This is a genomic window from Dyella jejuensis (assembly GCF_044904675.1).
Classification (GTDB): domain Bacteria; phylum Pseudomonadota; class Gammaproteobacteria; order Xanthomonadales; family Rhodanobacteraceae; genus Dyella_B; species Dyella_B jejuensis.
Genome location: NZ_JADIKJ010000014.1, coordinates 67,273 through 87,722 on the forward strand (window position 1 = coordinate 67,273; position 20,450 = coordinate 87,722).

General features: G+C 64.0%; 11 protein-coding genes. 7 read left to right on the forward strand and 4 right to left on the reverse strand.

Annotated elements, in window-relative coordinates; all coding sequences use genetic code 11:
- Window positions 1-109: 109 nt before the first annotated feature.
- The 3 genes from ISP15_RS13025 to ISP15_RS13035 are packed head-to-tail and all read left to right on the forward strand — an operon-like array spanning window position 110 to window position 5,774.
- Window positions 110-3,418 (forward strand): efflux RND transporter permease subunit, encoded by a 3,309-nt coding sequence (locus ISP15_RS13025; protein ID WP_404547961.1) that lies wholly within the window; start codon window positions 110-112, stop codon window positions 3,416-3,418.
- On the forward strand, window positions 3,415-4,884 hold the full coding sequence (locus ISP15_RS13030; RefSeq protein WP_404547962.1) for an efflux transporter outer membrane subunit: 1,470 nt from the start codon (window positions 3,415-3,417) through the stop codon (window positions 4,882-4,884). Before ISP15_RS13025 ends, ISP15_RS13030 begins: the two co-directional genes overlap by 4 nt.
- On the forward strand, window positions 4,884-5,774 hold the full coding sequence (locus tag ISP15_RS13035) for an aldo/keto reductase (protein ID WP_404547963.1): 891 nt from the start codon (window positions 4,884-4,886) through the stop codon (window positions 5,772-5,774). The genes ISP15_RS13030 and ISP15_RS13035 overlap by 1 nt, the downstream gene beginning before the upstream one ends.
- 351 nt (window positions 5,775-6,125) lie before the next feature.
- Here the strand turns inward: ISP15_RS13035 and ISP15_RS13040 are convergent, their stop codons facing one another.
- The 3 genes from ISP15_RS13040 to ISP15_RS13050 all read right to left on the reverse strand — a co-directional run bounded on the left by ISP15_RS13040 (window position 6,126) and on the right by ISP15_RS13050 (window position 13,071).
- Complete coding sequence (locus tag ISP15_RS13040; RefSeq protein ID WP_404547964.1) at window positions 6,126-7,055, reverse strand: 5'-nucleotidase; 930 nt, start codon at window positions 7,053-7,055, stop codon at window positions 6,126-6,128.
- A gap of 93 nt (window positions 7,056-7,148) precedes the next feature.
- Window positions 7,149-7,910 (reverse strand): NAD kinase, encoded by a 762-nt coding sequence (locus tag ISP15_RS13045; RefSeq protein ID WP_404547965.1) that lies wholly within the window; start codon window positions 7,908-7,910, stop codon window positions 7,149-7,151.
- Window positions 7,911-8,145: 235 nt separating this feature from the next.
- Complete coding sequence (locus ISP15_RS13050) at window positions 8,146-13,071, reverse strand: NAD-glutamate dehydrogenase (RefSeq protein WP_404547966.1); 4,926 nt, start codon at window positions 13,069-13,071, stop codon at window positions 8,146-8,148.
- Window positions 13,072-13,178: 107 nt separating this feature from the next.
- Here ISP15_RS13050 and ISP15_RS13055 point away from each other — a divergent pair, with 107 nt between their 5' ends.
- From ISP15_RS13055 to ISP15_RS13065, 3 genes are all read left to right on the forward strand, one after another.
- On the forward strand, window positions 13,179-13,349 hold the full coding sequence (locus ISP15_RS13055; RefSeq protein WP_404547967.1) for a hypothetical protein: 171 nt from the start codon (window positions 13,179-13,181) through the stop codon (window positions 13,347-13,349).
- A gap of 178 nt (window positions 13,350-13,527) precedes the next feature.
- Entirely contained in the window at window positions 13,528-14,721 is a 1,194-nt protein-coding gene (locus ISP15_RS13060; RefSeq protein ID WP_404547968.1) for an efflux RND transporter periplasmic adaptor subunit, read from the forward strand.
- Between the two features lie 12 nt (window positions 14,722-14,733).
- Complete coding sequence (locus tag ISP15_RS13065) at window positions 14,734-17,922, forward strand: multidrug efflux RND transporter permease subunit (protein ID WP_404547969.1); 3,189 nt, start codon at window positions 14,734-14,736, stop codon at window positions 17,920-17,922.
- Window positions 17,923-17,995: 73 nt separating this feature from the next.
- On the opposite strand, the gene ISP15_RS13070 is transcribed toward ISP15_RS13065, so the two are convergent.
- Complete coding sequence (locus tag ISP15_RS13070) at window positions 17,996-19,156, reverse strand: acyl-CoA dehydrogenase family protein (protein WP_404547970.1); 1,161 nt, start codon at window positions 19,154-19,156, stop codon at window positions 17,996-17,998.
- A 245-nt stretch (window positions 19,157-19,401) separates the two neighbouring features.
- Between ISP15_RS13070 and ISP15_RS13075 the strand changes: the two genes are divergently transcribed.
- Window positions 19,402-20,328, forward strand: a complete 927-nt coding sequence (locus ISP15_RS13075; protein ID WP_404547971.1) for an ArsR/SmtB family transcription factor — start codon at window positions 19,402-19,404, stop codon at window positions 20,326-20,328.
- Window positions 20,329-20,450: the final 122 nt, after the last annotated feature.

The following is a 20,450-nucleotide window of genomic DNA, read 5'->3' on the forward strand; positions in this document are numbered from 1 at the left end:
GCGCTGCCACCTCCGTGTCGCACGGAGAGCGTGCCGCGCTGCCGTCATGCCCTGCTTGCGCCGGAACGATAGCCGCGATGCTGCCGGGTACGTTTGAGCAGGTGCAGCCGTGAATATTTCCGCGCTCTTCATCCGGCGGCCGGTCGCGACCACCCTGCTGGCGATTGCGATTCTGCTTTCGGGCGCGCTGGCGTACTTCCGCCTGCCGGTCGCGCCGCTGCCGAACGTGACTTACCCGGTGATCGTGGTGCAGGCGAGCATGGCCGGCGCCAGCCCGAGCATCATGGCCTCGACGGTGGCCGAACCGCTGGAAAAACGTCTGGGCACGATCGCCGATGTCAGCGAGCTGACCTCGACCAGCGACGTCGGCTCGGCGCGGATCGTCGTGCAGTTCGGATTGAGCCGCGACATCAACGGCGCGGCGCGCGACGTGCAGGCCGCCATCCAGGCAGCACGCGCGGACCTGCCCACGACCTTGCGCAACAACCCGACCTATCGCGAATACAATCCCGCCGATTCGCCGATCATGGTGCTGGCGCTGACGTCCAGCACCTTGACGCGCGCGCAGCTCTACGACTCGGCCGATTCGGTCATCCAGCAGCAGCTCTCGCAGGTCGATGGCGTAGGCCAGATCACGCTTGGCGGCAGCGCGCTGCCATCGGTGCGCGTCGAACTGCAGCCGGACCAGCTCAACAGCTATGGCATCGGCCTGGAAGACGTGCGCGCGGCGATCAGTGCCGCCAACGCGGACAGCGCCAAGGGCCATATCGACCAGGATGGCCAGCGCTACGAAGTCACCTCGAACGACCAGATCAACAAGGCCGCGCCGTATCGCGACCTGGTAATCGCCTACCGCAACAATGCGCCGGTGTTTCTGCGCAATGTCGCCGATGTCGAGGATTCGGCGGAGAACATCCGCAACATGGGCCTGTACAACGGCAAGCCGGCGGTGCTGGTGATCGTGTATCCGCTGCCGGGCGGCAATATCGTCAAGACCGTGCAGCAGATCCGCAAAGTGTTGCCATCGATCGAGGCAACCTTGCCCAGCAGCATTCACCTGGGCATCGCGGTCGACCGTTCGCAATCGGTGAATGCGGCCGTGGGCGATACGGAACGCTCGCTGTTCATCGCGGTATTGCTGGTGATCGGCGTGGTGTTCGTGTTCCTGCAATCGCCGCGCGCGATCCTGATTCCCGCGGTCGCCCTGCCGCTATCGATCATCGGCACGTTCGGCCCGATGTACCTGTTGGGCTACAGCCTGGACAACCTGTCGCTGATGGCGTTGACCATCGGCACCGGCTTCGTGGTCGACGATGCGGTGGTCGTGCTGGAAAACATCGTGCGACATGTCGAAGCAGGCATGGACGTGCGCGAGGCGGCACTCAAGGGCAGCGGCGAAGTCAGCTTCACCGTGATCTCCATGAGCCTGTCGCTGATCGCGGTGTTCCTGCCGATCCTGCTGATGCCGGGCATCATCGGCCTGCTGTTCCACGAGTTCGCGGTCACGCTCTCGATCGCCATCCTGTTCTCGCTGCTGATCTCGCTGACCGTCACGCCCACCATGGCCGCCTACGTGCTGCGGTCCGGCGCGGCGATGCATTCGAAGGCGCGTTGGGCGCTGTGGTACGAGCGGCAGTTCGAGCGTTTCAAGAATGCCTACTCGCGCTCGCTTAGCGCGGTGCTCGATCACGCCTTGCTGGTTGGTCTGATGTTGATCGGGCTGATCGTGCTGAACGTGTTCCTGATCAAGCTGGTGCCGTCGACCTTCTTCCCCGAGCAGGACAACGGCATCCTGATCGGCCAGATCATGGCCGACCAGAGCATCTCCTTCCAGGCCATGGAGAAGAAGCTCGCGCAACTGCAGTCGATCGTGCAGAAGGATCCCGCGGTCGCTTCGGTCGCCGGCTTCACGGGTGGCCGCGCGCTCAATACCGCCAACGTGTTCGTCGAGCTCAAGCCGCTGGCCGAGCGCAAAATCTCGGCGGCGCAAGTGGTCGATCGCCTGCGTCCCAAGCTCAATGCCGTGTCCGGCGCGCGGCTGTTCATGCAGGCCGCGCAGGACCTGCACATCGGTGGCCGCTCCTCGGCGGCCGAATACCAGTACACCCTGACCAGCGACGACCCCGACGCGCTGTTCACCTGGGTGCCCAAACTCGTGACGGCCCTGGGCAAATACCGCAGCCAGATGCAGGACGTGAACTCGGACCTGCAACAGAACGGCCTGCAGACCTACGTCAATTTCGACCGCTCCACCATGGCGCGCTACACCTTCGCGCCGAACCAGATCGACAGCGTGCTCTACGATGCGTTCGGCCAGCGCACCGTGTCGACCGTCTACAACCAGCTCAATCAGTATTACGTAGTGATGGAAGTCGCACCGAAATACTGGCAATACCCGCAGATGCTCGAACGCATGCGTTTCAGCACGGCAGCGGGCAATCCTTCCGGCACCGCGCAGACGCAGATGCCGGGCGGAACGGTCCAGGGCGTGCAGGGCTTTACCGCCGTCAGCGCCGCCAGCAGCGCGGAGAGCAACACCAACTCGCTCAACGCCAACGCGCAGGCCAACCAGCTCACCAATGCCATTTCCAATGCCAAGGGCGGCAGTTCCAGCGGCAGCGCGGACAGCACGTCGGCCGAAACACTGGTGCCGTTCCCGGCCATGCTCAGCTACGTCAACAATCACACCGCGACGGAGGTGAGCCACCAGGGCGGCCTGGTGGCGGCCACCATCTCGTTCAACCTGCCGCCCGGCGGCTCGTTGAGCACAGCGCTGGCGGCGATCAGCCAGGCCATGCAGGAACTGGGCATGCCGGCCTCCATCCACGGCAGTTCGGCCGGCGCCGCGCAGGTGTACGCACAGTCGATGTCGAGCATGCCGCTGCTGATCCTGGCGGCACTGGCGGCCGTCTATATCGTGCTCGGCATTCTCTATGAGAACACCGTGCATCCGATCACCATCCTGTCCACCCTGCCTTCGGCCGGCATCGGCGCGACACTGGCGCTGCTGCTGTTCGGCACACCGTTCTCGATCATCGCGATGATCGGCATCATCCTGCTGATCGGCATCGTCAAGAAAAACGCGATCATGATGATCGACGTCGCGATCCACCTGCAGCGCGACGAAGGCTACGAATCCACCCGGGCCATCCACGATGCCGCCGTGGTGCGATTGCGCCCGATCATGATGACCACCGCCGCGGCCGTGCTCGGCGCGGTGCCGCTGGCGATCGGCATCGGCCAGGGCGCATCGCTGCGCCAGCCGCTGGGCATTACCGTGATGGGCGGCCTGATCCTCAGCCAGGTCTTCACCTTGTACACGACACCGGTGATCTACCTCTTCCTCGACCGCCTGCGCGCTAGGCTCGCCAGGTGGTCCGCCACCCTGCCGTGGAACAGATCGGACGCGAGCGCATGAACATGAAGATTTTCCACACTGCCCTGGCCGCCTCGTTGGCGTTGCTGCTCGGCGGCTGCATGGTCGGCCCCGACTACCATCGCCCGCAAACGCCCATGCCCACCCAATTCAAGGAGCTTCCAGGCTGGACGGCGGCCACGCCTGCTGCCGGCGCAGCGCCCAAGGGCAACTGGTGGAGCGCGTTCAACGATCCGCTGCTCGATCAGCTCGAGCCGATGGTATCGGTTTCCAACCAGACCGTGCGGCAAGATTACGCGAGCTATCAGCAGGCCATGGCCGAAGTGCAGGTAGCGCGCGCATCGCTATTCCCTACTATCGGCATTACCGGCTCAGGCACCAAGCAACGCGGTGCAGATAACGGCCTCAGCAGCAACGCCACCGGTTTGCGGCCAACCATCAGCACCTCCGGTTCGCTGGAAGGCAGTGTCAGCTGGGCACCCGATCTATGGGGCAAGGTCCGCCGCACGATCGAGGAGAACAAGGCGACCGCACAAGCCAGCCAGGCGACCCTGGCCAATGCCACCCTGTCCGAACAGGTCGCGCTGGCTACCGCCGTGATCGACCTGCGGATCAGCGATGCGAATATCGACCTGTTACAGAAGACGGTCGACGCCTACACCGAATACCTGCGCGTGGTCAGCAACCAGGGCACCGCTGGCACAATAACGCCTTCGGATGTGATCACCGCCCGGACACAGCTGGGCAATGCGAAGGCGAACCTGATCGAGCTTGGCGTGGCGCGCGCGCAATACGCCCACGCCATCGCCGTGCTGGTCGGCAAGACGCCGGAGGAACTGGACATTCCGCACAGCACGGCGTTGCCGGCACTGCCGACGATTCCGGTCGGCGTGCCGTCCACCTTGCTGCAACGCCGGCCCGATATTGCCGTGGCCGAACGCGAGATGGCCGCGCAAAACGCGGCCATCGGCGTGGCCGTGGCCGCCTATTATCCCGACCTCACCTTGTCGGGTGCGGACGGGTTCTCACAAGCCCCGCTGGCCGGCTTGCTGCATATCGCCAACCACATCTGGTCGGTGGGTGCCGATGTGGACGAAACGGTGTTCGATTTCGGCGCGCGTCATGGTGAAGTGGCCGCCGCCAGGGCCGCTTACGAGGGCGCCGTCGCCAACTATCGCGGCACGGTGCTGACCGCGTTGCAGAATGTCGAAGACGACCTTTCCGGACTGCGCATCCTCGCCCAGCAGGCGGAGGTCGAGGACACCCTGGTAAGCGACGCCACCCAGGGCTCGCGGATCGCCTTCAACGAATACCAGGCCGGCACCGTCGACTACACCACGGCCGCCACCGCCCAGGCCACTCAGTTGAGCGCCGAGCAGAACGCCTTGAATGTGAAGCAGCAGCGACTGCTCGATACGGTTTCGCTGATCGGCGACCTGGGCGGCGGTTGGTCGGCTGACGAACTCACCACGCAGGCCACCGCTTCCGATGCGGACTCGAAACGCTGATGTCGCCGCAAAAAGGCGAGCAACGTCTCGAACTGTCTCCCATCGTTGCCGGACTCTGGCGCATCGTCGATTGGAAGCTCGACGTACAGGAGCGCGTGCGCTGGATCGAGCAGGCACTGGAACTGGGCATCAACTCGTTCGACCATGCGGATATCTACGGCGACTATCGCGCCGAGTCGCTATTCGGCGAAGCGCTGCAAGCCGCTCCGGCGCTGCGCGATCGCATGCAATTGATAACGAAGTGCGGCATCCGCCTGCGCTCGGCGCAGCGTCCCTATCGCATCAACTACTACGACACCGACGCCGGCTATATCCGCGCGCAGGTCGAACAGTCGCTGCGCAATCTGCACGTGGAACAGCTTGACCTGGTGCTGATCCATCGCCCCGATTACCTGATGAACGCTAACGCGCTGGCCGAAACGTTCGCCACGCTCACGCATGAAGGCAAGGTGGCGCACTGGGGCGTTTCCAACCATAGCCGCAGCCAGTTCGAACTGCTGCATCAGCAACATCCATTGCTGACCAACCAACTCGAACTTTCGCCCTTGCAGCTGGACGCGCTGGACGACGGCACCCTCGACCAGGCCCAGCAACTGGGCCTGCGCCCCATGATCTGGTCGCCGCTGGCCGGCGGCCGCCTGTTTACCGGTGAGGACGAACAAGCCCAGCGCGTGCGGGCTGAAATGTCCGCCATTGCCACACGCTGCAACATCGGCCTCACCACCCTCGCCTTCGCCTGGATCCTGCGCCATCCCTCACGCCCCCATCCGATTACCGGCACCGGCCGCATCGACGGCTTGCGCGATGCCGTCGCGGCGCTGGAGGTAAAGCTTGACGCGGAAGATTGGTACGGGATCTGGGCGGCGAGCAAAGGGCACGGCGTACCGTAAAGCATTGCTTGGCAACACGCTGTCCATGCCCCCAGCATGCCGAGGCCAGTTGCCCATCTATTGAAGATCGCACCCAGGCATCGCTTTCAACGTTAAAAAGATCGCCTCGCGATTTGCATCGGCAGGTTCAGTGCGACCTCCATCGCGTAATTCGGTTTGTGGTCCGACGATCGCATGGCGCATGAGTTCCGACAACGTAGCGTCGGGCATGCTTGTTCAGCCTTGAAAATCCCGATGCGGCATTGTGGATTGCAGTGCATGGTATTGCTGCAAATTTTTTCCGTCGATCGATTGCAGGATCTTCTGGATGCCCGCGTAATGAGATCGGTGCCGCAAAATTTTCGGCATCGATCAACCGTTACTGACGCCGTGTGGCACATGCCCCGTCGCCACGTGCCTGCGTGCCGATTCCACATTGGCCGGGGAATCGTCGAAGAAGATATCCGCACCGAAGGCATCGAGGAACGGTCCCTTGTCGCGACCGCCGAGGAACAGCGCTTCGTCGATGCGCACGCCCCAGCGACGCAAGGTGAGGATCACGCGCTTGTGCGCGGGCGCCGAGCGCGCCGTGACCAGCGCGGTGCGAATCGGCGAATTTTCCGCCGGGAAAGCCGCCTGCAAACGATGCACGGCGGTAAGGAAGCCGCGGAAAGGCCCCACCGACAAGGGCTCGTCGGCGCGTTCGGTCTCGTTGCGATGGAACGCTTCCAGGCCTTCTTCGCGCGAGACGCGCTCGCCTTCGTCGCCGAAGATCACCGCATCGCCATCGAACGCAATGCGCAACTGCTCGCTGGCGCGTGGCGGCGCCACTGACGGCAGGATCGTGGCGGCGGCAACGCCTGCTTTCAACGCACGGCCGACGTCCTCGGCATTGGCCGACAGGAACAGGTCCGCCTTGAACGGCGCGATGTAATCCGAAGTGGGCGCGCCGCTGGTGAAAGCCGCACGGCTGATTTCCAGGCCGTAGTGCTGGATGGCATTGAAGATGCGCAGGCCGGTATCGCCGGAGTTGCGCGACAGCAAGATAACTTCTACCGGCGGCACGTCGCCGGCAAGGCGGTTGAGCCCCAGCAGTTTCTGCACCAGCGGAAACGCCACGCCGGGCGGCAGCAGTTCATTCTCGTGCTCGATCTGGAAAGCGCGGTAGGCGTCCAGTCCATCCCGTTCGAATAAAGCGTGGCTGTCGCCCAGGTCGAACAGCGCCCGCGACGAGATGGCGACCACCAGCCGGTTATCGGTGGCGGCGCTGGGATCGTGGACGGTTTTGCTTGGGCGGGTCATGGATCAAGGCCAGGTGGAAGGCTGAATCTAGCAAAAGATATTGCATCCGTAGCGATCGCGCCGACCTTCAAGCTGCCTGCTCCTGATTGACGCTCAGTCCGCCGCGAACTGCTCGTCCAAGATGCGCTGTTCCAGGTTGTGCTCCGGATCGAACAACAGGCGCACGCCTTGTTCCTGCGCCTGGCGGATTTCCACCGTGCTTACGTTGCGCACTTCCAGGAAATCAGCCGTTGCGCTCACCGGACGCTTGCCCTGGTCCAGCACGCGCAGGCTCACCAGGGTGCGGTGCGGCAGGATCGCCCCGCGCCAGCGCCGCGGACGGAACGGGCTGATCGGCGTGAGCGCCAGCACGTTGGCATCCAGCGGCAGGATCGGGCCGTGTGCGGACAGGTTGTAGGCGGTGGAGCCGGCCGGCGTGGATACCAGGATGCCGTCGCAGACCAGGGTCGCCAGCTTCACGATGTCGTTGAGCTTCACTTCCAGGTGCGCCGCCTGATTGGTCTGCCGCAGCAATGACACCTCGTTGAAGGCCAGGGCATGATGCGTCTGGCCGTCCGCATCGGTCGCCAGCATTTCCAACGGGAACAGCTCGGCAACGTGCGCGCGCTCGATACGCTCGGGCAGCTCGTCCAGGCGATGCTTGTTCATCAGGAAACCGACGCGGCCCAGCTTCATGCCGTAGACCGGCACGTTGACGGCGCGGTGCGCATGCAGCGTGCGCAGCATGAAACCGTCGCCGCCCAGCGCCACGATCACTTGCGCATCGGTGGCGGGCACGTCGCCGTAACGCTCCACGAGTTTGCGACGTGCCTGCTGGGCAACGTTGGTTTCGCTGGCGACGAACGCGAGGCGCATAAGATCCGTCTTGGGTTGAGGTGGTGCCTTTGAGCTTACGACACAGGGAGGGGCAAGACCATGACGACCTTGCCCCTCTGATGTGTGGCGCTTTCCCTTCATTCCCTCTCTTTTCAAGGAGAGGATCGGGGCGAACGGCTGGACTTGCCCTGCTCTCCAATCGAAGCCTGCGCCGATTCCACTGCAACACCAGCTCGCCCTCTCCCCACAGGGACAGGGCGATTCGCTACCGCGGTCAGCTCACTGGCACCTGTGCCAGTTGCGCCAGACGGCGCACCGCCACCGAAGCGATCGGATAATCCGCATTCTGCGTGAGGATTTCCGACAGCATGCTGCGGGTGTATTTCAGCGTGGGATCGTCGCGGTCTAGCCACGCCTGCACCGGCGAGACGCCACCCTTGCCGCCGGTATCGAGCGCGAGCACCTGCGTCGCCAGTGCGCGGTGCTGGTGATTGAGCTCATCCAGCAGCGAGCCGCGCGCCTGCGCATGCCAGTGACCGTCCACCGGCAAGGCTTCGATCTGGCCGCGAAGCCATTCCAGGTCCAGCGCCTGGCCCAGTTCGAAGAACACATTGGCGACCTTGTCGATCGGCTTGCCGGTTTGCTGCGCCACTTCCACCATGTCGAGCATGGCGCGCAGTTCCGGCAGCTTGGCCAGGCGCAAGGCCAGATCGGTGGGCAGGCCCAGGCCTTCCCACTTTTCCTGGCTGGTGCTGAAGTCGGCTTTGCCGGCCGGCGTCAAGGCATCCGGCACGGTAGCGCTGAGTTCGGAAACGGCGGCCTGGTAGCGTTCGACGTTGGCGGCGATATCCAGCGTGCCGCCCGGCCGGTTGAGCAGCCAGCGCGTGATGTGGCGCAGCAGCGACCAGATCTGCATGATCGCGTCGAACTGGGTGTTTTCGGCAACCTTGCTGTCCTGCGCCTCGATCTGCGCCCACATCTCGCGTGCGCCGAGGATTTCGCGTGCGGCCGAATAAGCCTTGGCGATCGCCGCCGGCCCCTGTCCCGTGTCTTCCTGCATGCGCATCATGAACGTGGCGCCCATGCGGTTGATGGTGGAATTGGTGACCGCGGTGGCGATGATCTCGCGCTTGAGGCGATGGCGCTGCATGTGCGCGGCATATTTGTCGTGCAACGGCGCGGGGAAATAACGCACCAGCTCCTTGGACAAATACGGATCTTCCGGTACGTCCGACTCCAGCAGTTGCTGGTACAACCGGATCTTGTCGTAAGACAGCAGCACCGAGAGTTCCGGACGGGTCAGGCCCTGGCCGCGGGTCTTGCGCTCGGTCAGTTCGGTTTCGCTCGGCAGGTTTTCCACCTGGCGATCGAGCAGGCCTTCGGCCTCCAGCGTGCGGATGAAATGCGCCATCGAGCCAATCCGTTTGACCGATTGGTGCTCCATCAGCGTGATGGCTTCGTTCTGGCGGTAGTTGTCCCACAGCACCAGCTGGCCGACCTCGTCGGTCATCGCCGCCAGCTGCCGGTTACGTTCGTCGACCGTGATTTCGCCGCGCTGCACGGCGTCGTCCAGCAGGATCTTGATGTTCACCTCGTGGTCGGAGGTATCCACGCCGGCCGAGTTATCGATGAAGTCGGTGTTGAGCAGCACGCCATGCTGCGCGGCTTCGATGCGGCCCTTCTGGGTGAAGCCGAGGTTGCCGCCCTCGCCTACTACTTTGCAGCGCAGTTCCGCACCGTTGATGCGCAGCGCGTTGTTGGCACGGTCACCCACATCGGCGTGCGTTTCGCTGCTCGCTTTCACGTAGGTGCCGATACCGCCGTTCCAGAGCAGGTCCACGGGCGCCTTGAGAATGGCATTGAGCAGATCGGTCGGCGACAGGTGCTGCACGTCACCCTTCAGGCCCAGCGCGGCACGCACTTCCGGCGAGATCGGAATCGACTTCACGCTGCGCGGCCACACGCCGCCACCGGCCGAGATCAGCGACTTGTCGTAGTCCTCCCACGAGGAACGCGGCAGCTTGAACATGCGTTCGCGCTCGGCGAAGGATCTGGCCGTATCCGGATTCGGATCGAGGAACACGTGGCGATGATCGAACGCCGCCAACAGACGAATGTGCCGGGACAGCAACATGCCGTTGCCGAACACGTCGCCGGACATGTCGCCGATGCCGGCGCAGGTGAAATCCTCGCTCTGCGAATCGCGGCCCATGGCACGGAAGTGACGCTTCACCGACTCCCACGCGCCCTTGGCAGTGATGCCCATGCCCTTGTGGTCATAGCCATTGGAGCCGCCGGAAGCGAATGCGTCGCCCAGCCAGAAACCGTGTTCGATCGAGATCGCATTGGCGATATCGGAGAACGTCGCCGTGCCCTTGTCGGCGGCCACCACCAGGTACGGATCGTCCTGGTCGTGACGCACCACGTCGTGCGGCGGTACCACCTTGCCTTCGACCAGGTTGTCAGTGATATCCAGCAGCCCGTTGATGAACAGCCGATAGCAGGCAATGCCCTCGGCCAGCTGCGCATCGCGATCGCCGCCCACCGGCGGATGCTTGACGAAGAAACCGCCCTTCGAACCGACCGGCACGATCACGGTGTTCTTCACCATCTGCGCCTTTACCAGGCCCAGCACTTCGGTGCGGAAATCCTCGCGCCGGTCCGACCAGCGCAAGCCACCGCGCGCGACCGGGCCAAAGCGCAGGTGGATGCCTTCCACGCGCGGCGAATACACGAAGATCTCGCGGTACGGCACCGGCTTGGGCGCGTCCGGCACTTGCCTGGAGTCGAACTTGAAGCTGATGTAGTGCCGGTGCGCGCCGTCCCATTGCTGGAAGAAGCTGGTGCGCAAGGTGGCGCGGATGGTGTTCATGAAGCTCAGCAGGATGCGCTCGTCGTCCAGGCTGGCTACGTCATCAAGCAAGCTCTTCAACGCCTGCCACAGCACGTGCACCTGCTGCTCGCGCGACTGCGGCAACACCGCGACCATGCCGTCGATCAATTCCGGCTTGGCTTTCTGCGTATCGGCCGGAATCAGCGCCTGCATTTCACGGCGCAGGTCGGCCTGGGCCTTTTCCAGCTCGGCGACAGCCAGTTGTTCGCGGCGCGGATCGAACTTGGCGTTGAACAGCTCGATCAGTAGCCCGGCGATGGCCGGATAGCGGTTGAGCGTTTCTTCCATGTAGCTCTGCGAGAACGCGATGCCGACCTGTTGCAGATATTTGCAGTAGCCGCGCAGCACCGCCACCTGGCGCCAATCGGCCTGCGCCGACAAGACCAGGTTGTTGAAACCATCGCTCTCGGCCTGGCCGCGCCACAGCGCTTCGAAGCCGCGCTCGAAACGCTCGCGCAGATGCGGCAACTCGAACGCCAGTGGCGCTTTCGTCTTCAGTTCGAAGTCGTGGATGGTCAGCGCGCGACCTTCGCTTTCCAGCGTGTAGACGTGCTCGGCCAGCATCCGCACGCCCATGTTTTCGAGCATCGGCAGGGCTTCGGACAGCGAGATCGGCGCACCGACGTGGATCACCTTGAAACGCAGGCCCTGGTCGCGCGGGTCCTGGTACAGGTTGAGGTGGATCGACTCGTCGTTCTTGAGCGCGGCCAGCGCCATGACATCGTGCGCCGCCACTTCCGGCGTCACGTCTTCCACGTAGCCGGCCGGCAGCAGCTTGCCGAAGCGATTGAGCAAGGCCACGCCCTGCGCCTCGCCGGCATGGCCGATCAGGTTGTCGCGCAGGCTGTCCTGCCAGTTGCGCACGATGTGCAGCAGGCGCGTTTCCAGCTCCTGCGCATCGAAGCTCGGATGATCGCCCGGATGCGGGCGCACGGTAACGTGCAGGCGCGCCAGCGCGGACTCGCCCATCAGCACGTTGGAATCCACGCTTTCGCCATGGAACACTTCGCGCAGCATGTTCTCGATGCGCTCGCGCACCGTGGTGCTGAAACGATCGCGTGGCACGAATACCAGGCAGGTGAAGAAGCGGCCGTAGCGGTCGCGGCGCACGAACAGGCGCGCACGCGCGCGCTGCTGCAATTCGAGCACGCCGATGGCGGTGTTGAACAATTCGTCTTCGCTGGCCTGGAACAATTCTTCCTGCGGCAACGTCGCCAGGATATGGCGCAGCGACTTGCCGGAATACGAATCGCGCTTCAGCCCAGAGCGGGCCAGCACCGCTTCCACGCGCTGGCGCACCAGCGGTACATCCTGCGGGCGCGTCATATAGGCGTTGGACGTGAACAGGCCCAGGAAGCGCTGCTCGGAGACCGGCTTGCCATGGGCATCGAACTTCAGCACGCCCACGTAATCCATGTTGCCGGCACGGTGCACGTGCGAACGTGCATTGGTCTTGGTCAGGATGATCGCGTCGTAGGCGCCGGACTGCGGCAGATCGTGCGCCACCAGCGTGCGCAGCGAACGCGGCGCTACCGAGCGCTCGCTCTTGTGCAGGATACCCAGGCCCGAACCTTCGATCGAACGCAATACTTCGTCGCCGTCGGCCTGGGCGACCTCGTATTCGCGATAGCCGAGGAAGGTGAAGTTGTCGTCGGCCAGCCAGCGCAGGAATTCGCTGGCTTCCTTGACCGACGCCGCTTCCAGCGGCAGCTTGCGATTCGGCAGGTCGGCAGCGATGGACAGCAGCTTTTCGCGCATCGCGTCCCAGTCGCGCACGGCGGCACGCACGTCTTCCAGCGCAGCCTCGACCTGCAGCTTGAGCTGCGCCTGGTCAGCCTCACGGGCCACGTTGTCCAGCTCGAAATGCATGACCGACTCGGGCTTGCCGCGGTCCTCGCCCAGGCGCTGCAGTTGGCCGTTGGCGTCGCGGCTGGCCTTTACCACCGGATGGATCACGGCGTGGATCGGCGAATGGGCGGACAGCACCATGCTCACCGTGTCGACCAGGAACGGCATGTCGTCGGTGACGATGTCGACCGCGCTGCGCGCGGCGTGGCCGGCGCCGACCACGCGCACCGAGGCGCGCCCGGGCTGGCGTTGCTGCATGAAATCGATCAGGCCGGCGATGATCGCCGCCCATTCGGCGGGTGTGTGCAGATCGGCATCGGTACTGGCAACGCGCGCAAAAAAGGCGCTGATAAAAAATTGCGCCTCATCAAGGCGCTTGGTCGGGAAACCGCTTTTTTTCAACTCTTCGAGCACGACAGACGCGAGGGGAATGTCGTTGGCCGCACGGATCGCATTCATAGCTTCAACTTGAGGAAGTGGAGACGGGTGGAAGTGGGGCGGAAAGCTTTGAAAGGATACGCTTGGCCTTGCGTTGAATCCATCGGCGGCGCAACAACGGCTGCCTCGTGAGCGCGCAGACGCCGCCATGCAAGCTGCGCCGTGCGTGCGTGCGCGCCGATCCGCTACCAGCGCGCACGCTCTTTTCGCTGGGGGAGCTGATCGCCAACCAGACCCATCCATCGAGCGCCCCTGCCTTCAGTCATGACGACGGGGGGCTGGATTCGTTGTGCGATTAAATTGTAAACTGGTCGGTATAGCCTTAACCGGCACCCCGTCGTCCGGGGATGAAACACACGGGACAAAACGGCTTCCCATCCAGTAACCGCAAGTTTTTCCGGCATCATGCAGATGCATGCCGGGTACAGGAATGCCTTTGCCCGCCCCTACCCCGATCACGCAAGTCATGGAGTTCTCATGAAGTCGACGTTAATGCGCACACCGGTGCTGTGCCTGAGCCTGTTGGCGCTCGCCGCCTGCGGGAATGGCAAGGAACAAGGACCGCCCCAAATGCCACCGCCGACCGTGGGGGTCATTCAGGTCAGGCCGCAAAGCACGCCGCTGACCAAGGACCTGGTCGGCCGCCTGTCCGCCTACCGCAGCGCCGACGTCCGGGCCCGCGTGTCCGGCCTGCTGCTCAAGCGCGTCTACACCGAAGGGTCCGAGGTGAAGCAGGGCCAGTTGATGTTCCAGATCGATCCGGCGCCGTACAAGGCTGCGCTGGACGCGGCCCTGGCGAACCTGGCATCCGCCAAGGCCACTTATGCCAACGCGCATGTGGTTGCCGAGCGCGATCGCACCCTGGTGCCGAAGGGCTATATCTCGCGCGCCCAGCTCGACAGCGACGAGGCCACCGAGCGCAGCTCCGCCGCCGCGGTGAAGCAGGCCGAAGCCAATGTGCAGACGGCGAGGGTCAACCTGAGCTACACCAATATCACCTCGCCCATCGATGGACACGCCGGCGAACAGCAGGTGACGGAAGGAGCGGTGGTCGGCGCCAGCACGGCCGACAGCGGCAGCAGCTCGACCTTGCTCACCACCGTGGACCAGCTCGATCCCCTGTATGTGAACTTCACCCTGGGCGCCGCCGACCTCGATACCCTGCGCCACGCCGCCGCCAGCGGCAGCGTGCAGCTCGCCGCCCAGGACAAGACCACGGTACAGATCATCATGCCGGGCGGCGGCAAGTACGACCATGTGGGAACGCTCGATTTCTCCGATACCACGGTCAACCCGACCACCGGCGCGATCAACCTGCGCGCGGTCGTGCCCAACCCGCAACGGCGCCTGCTGCCGGGAATGTATGTCACGCTGACCGCCAACATGGGTGATCGCAACAACGTCTTCCTGGTCCCGCAGCCGGCCATCCTGCGCGATACGACCGGCGCCTATGCCATGGTGGTCGGCGCAGATGGAAAGGTCGTGCGCAAGGATGTCGAGGCAACCACCTCGACCGGCAACGACTGGATCGTGACCTCTGGCTTGAGCGCCGGCGACCAGGTGATCGTCTCGGGCCTGCAGCAAGTGAAAGCTGGCGCGCCGGCCAAGGCCACGCCCTACCAGCCGAATCAGGCTGCCGCGGGCGGCCAACCGCCCGCCGGCAAGCAGTAAGGAGACCGCTAGATGCCGAGTTTCTTCATTGACCGCCCCATTTTCGCCTGGGTGGTAGCCATCCTCATCACGCTGGTCGGCGTCATCGCGATGCTGAACATGGGCGTGGAGTCCTATCCCAACATCGCGCCGCCGCAGGTGACGGTGTCGGCAACCTATCCCGGCGCCAGCGCCGACACCATGGAAACCACCGTCACGCAGGTGATCGAGCAGCAGCTCACCGGCGTCGACAACCTGTTGTACTTCAGCTCGACGTCCAACTCGAACGGCACTTCCACCATCACGCTGACCTTCGCCACCGGCACCAACCCGGACATTGCGCAGGTGCAGGTGCAGAACAAGGTGGCGCTCGCGCAGCCACGCCTGCCCACCGAGGTTACCCAGCAGGGCGTCGTGGTCGCCAAGAGCAACCCCGACTTCCTGATGTTCATCTCGCTGATCTCCAACAATCCCGCGATCAACGGCGACCGGTTGAACGATATCGTCTCCTCGCAGGTGCTGGACCAGATCGGCCGTATCCCGGGTGTCGGCAATACCCGGCAGATCGGCGCGGAATACGCCGTGCGCATCTGGCTCGATCCGGACAAGATGCAGGGCTATGGCTTGTCGGCGACCGACATCGAGAACGCCATCTCGGTGCAGAACGTGCAGTTCGCGGCCGGTTCGCTGGGCGCTGATCCGGCTACCAACGGCCAGAGTTTCACCGCCACCGTATCGGCGGAAGGACGTTTCTCTTCGCTGGAGGAGTTCCGCAACATCATCCTGCGCGCCAATACCGACGGCACGGTGGTGAGGCTGGGCGATGTGGCGCGCGTCGTGTTCGGGCCGCAAACCTACGGCTTCACCTCGACCTGGAACGGCCAGCCGGCCGGCGCCTTCGGCGTGCAGTTGCTGCCTGGCGCCAATGCGCTGAACGTAGCCGAGGCAGTGCGCGCCAAGATGAAGGAGCTGGCCGCCGACTTCCCGCCGGGAGTCACCTGGCTGGCACCGTATGACAGCACGCCGTTCGTCACCATCTCGATCGAGGAAGTGGTGCACACCCTGGTCGAGGCGATGATCCTCGTGTTCCTGGTGATGCTGATCTTCCTGCAGAACTTCCGCGCCACCATCATCCCGACGCTGGTGATCCCGGTGGCCTTGCTGGGTACCTTCATCGGCCTGCTGGCGCTGGGTTTCACCATTAACCAGCTCACCCTGTTCGGCATGGTGCTGGCGATCGGTATCGTGGTGGACGACGCGATCGTGGTGATCGAGAACGTCGAGCGCATCATGACGGAAGAAAACCTGTCGCCGAAGGAAGCCACGCGCAAGGCGATGGGCCAGATCACCGGCGCCATCGTGGCGATCACCGTGGTGCTGGCGGCCGTGTTCGTGCCGTCCGCGCTGCAGCCCGGCGCCACCGGCGTGATCTACAAGCAGTTCGCGCTGACCATCGCCGTATCGATGGGCTTCTCCGCGTTCCTCGCCCTGTCCTTCACCCCGGCGCTGTGCGCGACGATCCTCAAGCCGACCCACGAAGAGAAGAAGAATTTCCTCTACCGCTGGTTCAACACCGCCTTCGACAAAGTCACCCATACCTACCATGGGCATATCAGCAGCGCCACGCGGCACGCACCGCGCTGGATGATCGTGTTCGCGCTGATCGCGATCCTGGCGGGCTTCCTTTACACGCGGCTTCCGACCAGCTTCGTGCCCAGCGAGGATCAGGGCTTCGCACTGGCGATCGTCGGCCTGCCGCCGGGCGCCACCTTGCAGCGTTCGCAGCAGGTCATGGCGGAAATCCGCGATACCCTGGCCAAGAGCCCGCTGAAGAACGATTACGAGGGCATTTTCCAGATCAGTGGCTTCAGCTTCATCGGCCAGAGCGAAAGCACCGGCATGGCGTTCATCCGCCTGACCGACTGGAGCAAACGGTCGATCACCGCGGACGACTTCATCCTCAAGGCCAACGGCGTGCTGCACGGCGTTCGCGATGCGCAGATCTTCGTCGTGAACCTGCCCACCATTCGCGGCCTGAGCCAGTTCGGTGGCATCGACATGTACCTGCAGGCGCGTGCCGGCCAGTCGCGCGCCCAGCTGGCGCAGGCGATGGGCATGCTGCTGGGCAAGGCAAGCAAGAACCCGACGCTGTTCGGCATCCGCCCAAACATCCTGCCGGATGCCCCGCAGTACAACCTCAGCGTCGATCGCGTGCAGGCGCAAGCACTTGGCCTGTCGGTCAGCGATGTGTACACCGCCATCCAGCTGATGCTGGCGCCGGTATACATCAACGACTTTGTCTACGGTGGCCGCGTCAAGCGCGTCATGGTGCAGGCCGATGCGCCGTTCCGCATGGACACCAGTTCGCTCGAGCACATCTATTCGCCGAGCACGCTGACCAGCACGACCACGAACGGCAGCAGCACCCCGGCCAATCCGGCCAACGGCCCCTACAACATGATTCCCCTGTCGAGCGTAGTGCATTCGGCGTGGGGCATGGGCTCGCCCTCGCTCACCCGCTATAACGGCTATGCCGCCGTGGAAATCGTGGGCGACGCCGCCAAGGGCTATTCCACCGGCCAGGCCATGTCGACCTTGCAGAACATCGTCGATTCCGATCTGCCGCAAGGTTTCGGCGCCGACTGGACCGGCCAGTCCTACCAGGAATTGCTGGCGGGCAACTCGGCCACGCTGCTGATGATCCTGTCGATCGTGTTCGTGTTCCTGTGCCTGTCCGCACTCTACGAAAGCTGGTCGATCCCGATCTCGGTACTGCTGGTGGTCCCGCTCGGCCTGCTGGGCGTCGTGCTGTTCTGCATGCTGCGCGGCATGCCCAACGACATGTACTTCAAGATCGGCATGATCACGGTGATCGGCCTGGCCGCCAAGAACGCGATCCTGATCGTGGAATTCGCGGTGGAGCAACAGGCCGCCGGCAAGACGCTGTTCGAAGCGGTAACGACCGCCGCCCGCCTGCGCTTGCGTCCGATCCTGATGACTTCGCTGGCCTTTATCCTGGGCGTGTTCCCATTGGCCATCTCCACCGGCGCGGGCGCCAACTCCCGTCACTCGATCGGTACCGGCGTGATCGGCGGCATGCTGTTCGCCACCTTCCTTGGCCTGCTGATGATCCCGGTGTTCTACGTCGCCGTGCGACGCGCACTGGGCGACAAGCTGGACGAGCCCACGCACAAGCTGGCCCGTCACGACGCTCCGCACTAAACGCGGTTCGATCCAGACAAAAGCCCCGGCACACATGCCGGGGCTTTTTTTATGGCACGAGCCGGCAAACAGCTCAGCGCAAGCCGGTCTCCGCGCGCGCAATCACCATCCGCTGGATCTCGCTGGTGCCTTCGTAGATCTCGGTGATCTTCGCATCGCGGAAGTAACGCTCCAGCGGCATTTCCTTGGAATAACCCATGCCGCCATGGATCTGCACGGCCTGGTGGGTAATCCACATGGCGGCTTCGGATGCCACCAGCTTCGCCACCGAGGCTTCGGTACCGAAACGGCCGCCGTTCTTTTCCGCCTCGCCTTTCGTCCACGCCGCGCGCAGCGTCAACAGCGTGGCGGCATCGAGCTTGCATTTCATGTCGGCGATCTTGGCCTGCGTCATCTGGAAGGTACCGATCGGATGGCCAAAGGCCTTGCGGTCGCGCGACCATTGCAATGTCGCCTCGTAAGCGGCGCGCGCAATGCCCACCGCCTGCGAAGCGATGCCGATGCGGCCGGCATCGAGCACGCCCATCGCGATCGAGAAGCCCTTGCCTTCCTCGCCCAGCAGTTCGTCTTTCGTGCATACGTAATCGTTGAATTCGATCTCGCAGGTAGCCGAAGCACGGATGCCAAGCTTGGGTTCGGTCTTGCCGGCGTGGAAGCCCGGCTTTTGCGTATCGACGATGAAGGCGGACACGCCCTTGGCGCCGATGCCCGGCGTGGTGATCGCGAACAACACGATGTAGCGTGCTACCGGCCCGGAAGTAATCCAGCTCTTCTTGCCGTTGATCACCCATTCGCCGCTGGCGTTCCTGGAGGCGCGGGTATGCATGGCCGAGGCATCGGAGCCGGATTGCGGCTCGGTCAGCGCATAGGCGCCGATTGCCTCGCCCTGCGCAATCGCGCGCACATATTTCTGTTTCTGTTCTTCCGTGCCGTGCTTCAAGATGCCATTGCAGAACAGCGAATTATTCACCGACATGATGGTGGAGGTGGCCGCGTCCGCCGCCGCGATCTCGATCATCGCCAGCACGTAGCCGATCGGATCCAGCCCCGCGCCGCCATATTCATGCGGCACCTCGATGCCCATCAGGCCCAGCTGGCCCATCTCGCGGATGTTGTCCAGCGGAAACTCGCCCTTGGCATCGAATTCGGCCGCCACCGGCGCGATGCGCTTCTGCGCGAAATCACGAGCGACGTCCTGGATCGCAAGCTGGTCTTCGGTAAAACGGAAATCCATGGGAAAGGCTCCGGGCAAAACGTGTAGGGAAGCCGACCATTTTAGCCGGGCCGGCGCCCGGGCTTTGTGCGGCCGCAGCAAGGAACCACCGGAATGGCTGTCGCAACTGGATGGCCGCCCATTCCACTGCCTTCGCCGGCGAATACATCGGGCCGCATTTCCATTGGTGCCGGCATTTCACCCTTGACGCTTTTCCCACCCCGCCCTACCCTAGCCATCTCTTTATCGCGATATAAGGATGCACGATGGATCTGGCAACGGCCTCCAGCGTGTTGCGCCTGCTGGCCGATCCCACTCGCGTGCGGCTGCTGGCCCTGCTCGAGCGCGAGGAATTGACCGTGGCCGAACTGGCGGCGGTACTGCATCTGGCGCAACCGCGCGTGTCCACGCACCTGGCCAAGCTCAAGGAAGCCGAACTGGTGCGCGACCGCCGCGCCGGTGTATCGGCCTACTACCGCGCCAATGGCGAAGGCGACGAACACCGCCAGGCATTGATCCGCTCGCTGCGCGAAAGCATCGACGATGCATTGCTGCGCGAGGATGCCGCGCGCCTGCCCAGCGTACTGGCCCAGCGCGCGCGCGAAGCAGGCTGGGCCGACAGCGTGGCGGGCGACATGGAACGCCACTACTCGCCCGGCCGCACCTGGGAAACGCTGACCCGTTCGCTGCTGCAATTGCTGGAAACCGGCGATGTGCTGGATATCGCATCCGGCGACGGCGTTACCGCCGAGCTGCTCGCGCCGCATGCACGCTCGATCACGTGCGTGGATGCCGGCGAACGGGTGGTGGAAGCCGCCGCCAAGCGCCTGGCTGGCTTCGACAACGTGCAGGTGCGGCAGGGCGACATGCATGCCCTGCCCCTGGATGACGCGCGCGTCGACCTGGTGCTGATGCTGCATGCCCTGACCTACTCCGAGCATCCGGGCAAGGCGCTTACCGAAGCCGCGCGCGTGCTGCGATCCGGCGGCCGATTGTTGGCCGTCACGCTGGGCAAGCACGATCACCGCGCCGTGGTCGAACCGTTCGACCACCGCAACCTCGGCTTCAATCAAAGCGACCTTACCGGATTGGCCACCCAAGCCGGCCTTTCGGTCATCAGCTGCAACCGTCTCAGCCGCGAACGCAAGGCGCCGCACTTCGAAGTGATGTGCCTGCTGGCGCGCAAACCATGAGCACTGCCATGCAAAACCCTCCGTGTTCCGTCGCGCCTTGCAGGTCATCGGCTCGCTTCGCTGCGGCGAAGCGCCTCGGCCGGCGCCGGCATGGCGTCGAGCCATGCAAAACGCCAGGAGTC

Bases quoted from the DNA above. Each gene is read 5' to 3' on its own strand.
- ISP15_RS13040 (WP_404547964.1), bottom strand. From the start codon at position 7,055: ATGACCCGCCCAAGCAAAACCGTCCACGATCCCAGCGCCGCCACCGAT.
- ISP15_RS13060 (WP_404547968.1), top strand. From the start codon at position 13,528: ATGAAGTCGACGTTAATGCGCACACCGGTGCTGTGCCTGAGCCTGTTG.
- ISP15_RS13030 (WP_404547962.1), top strand. From the start codon at position 3,415: ATGAACATGAAGATTTTCCACACTGCCCTGGCCGCCTCGTTGGCGTTG.
- ISP15_RS13070 (WP_404547970.1), bottom strand. From the start codon at position 19,156: ATGGATTTCCGTTTTACCGAAGACCAGCTTGCGATCCAGGACGTCGCT.
- ISP15_RS13050 (WP_404547966.1), bottom strand. From the start codon at position 13,071: ATGAATGCGATCCGTGCGGCCAACGACATTCCCCTCGCGTCTGTCGTG.
- ISP15_RS13065 (WP_404547969.1), top strand. From the start codon at position 14,734: ATGCCGAGTTTCTTCATTGACCGCCCCATTTTCGCCTGGGTGGTAGCC.
- ISP15_RS13035 (WP_404547963.1), top strand. From the start codon at position 4,884: ATGTCGCCGCAAAAAGGCGAGCAACGTCTCGAACTGTCTCCCATCGTT.
- ISP15_RS13045 (WP_404547965.1), bottom strand. From the start codon at position 7,910: ATGCGCCTCGCGTTCGTCGCCAGCGAAACCAACGTTGCCCAGCAGGCA.
- ISP15_RS13075 (WP_404547971.1), top strand. From the start codon at position 19,402: ATGGATCTGGCAACGGCCTCCAGCGTGTTGCGCCTGCTGGCCGATCCC.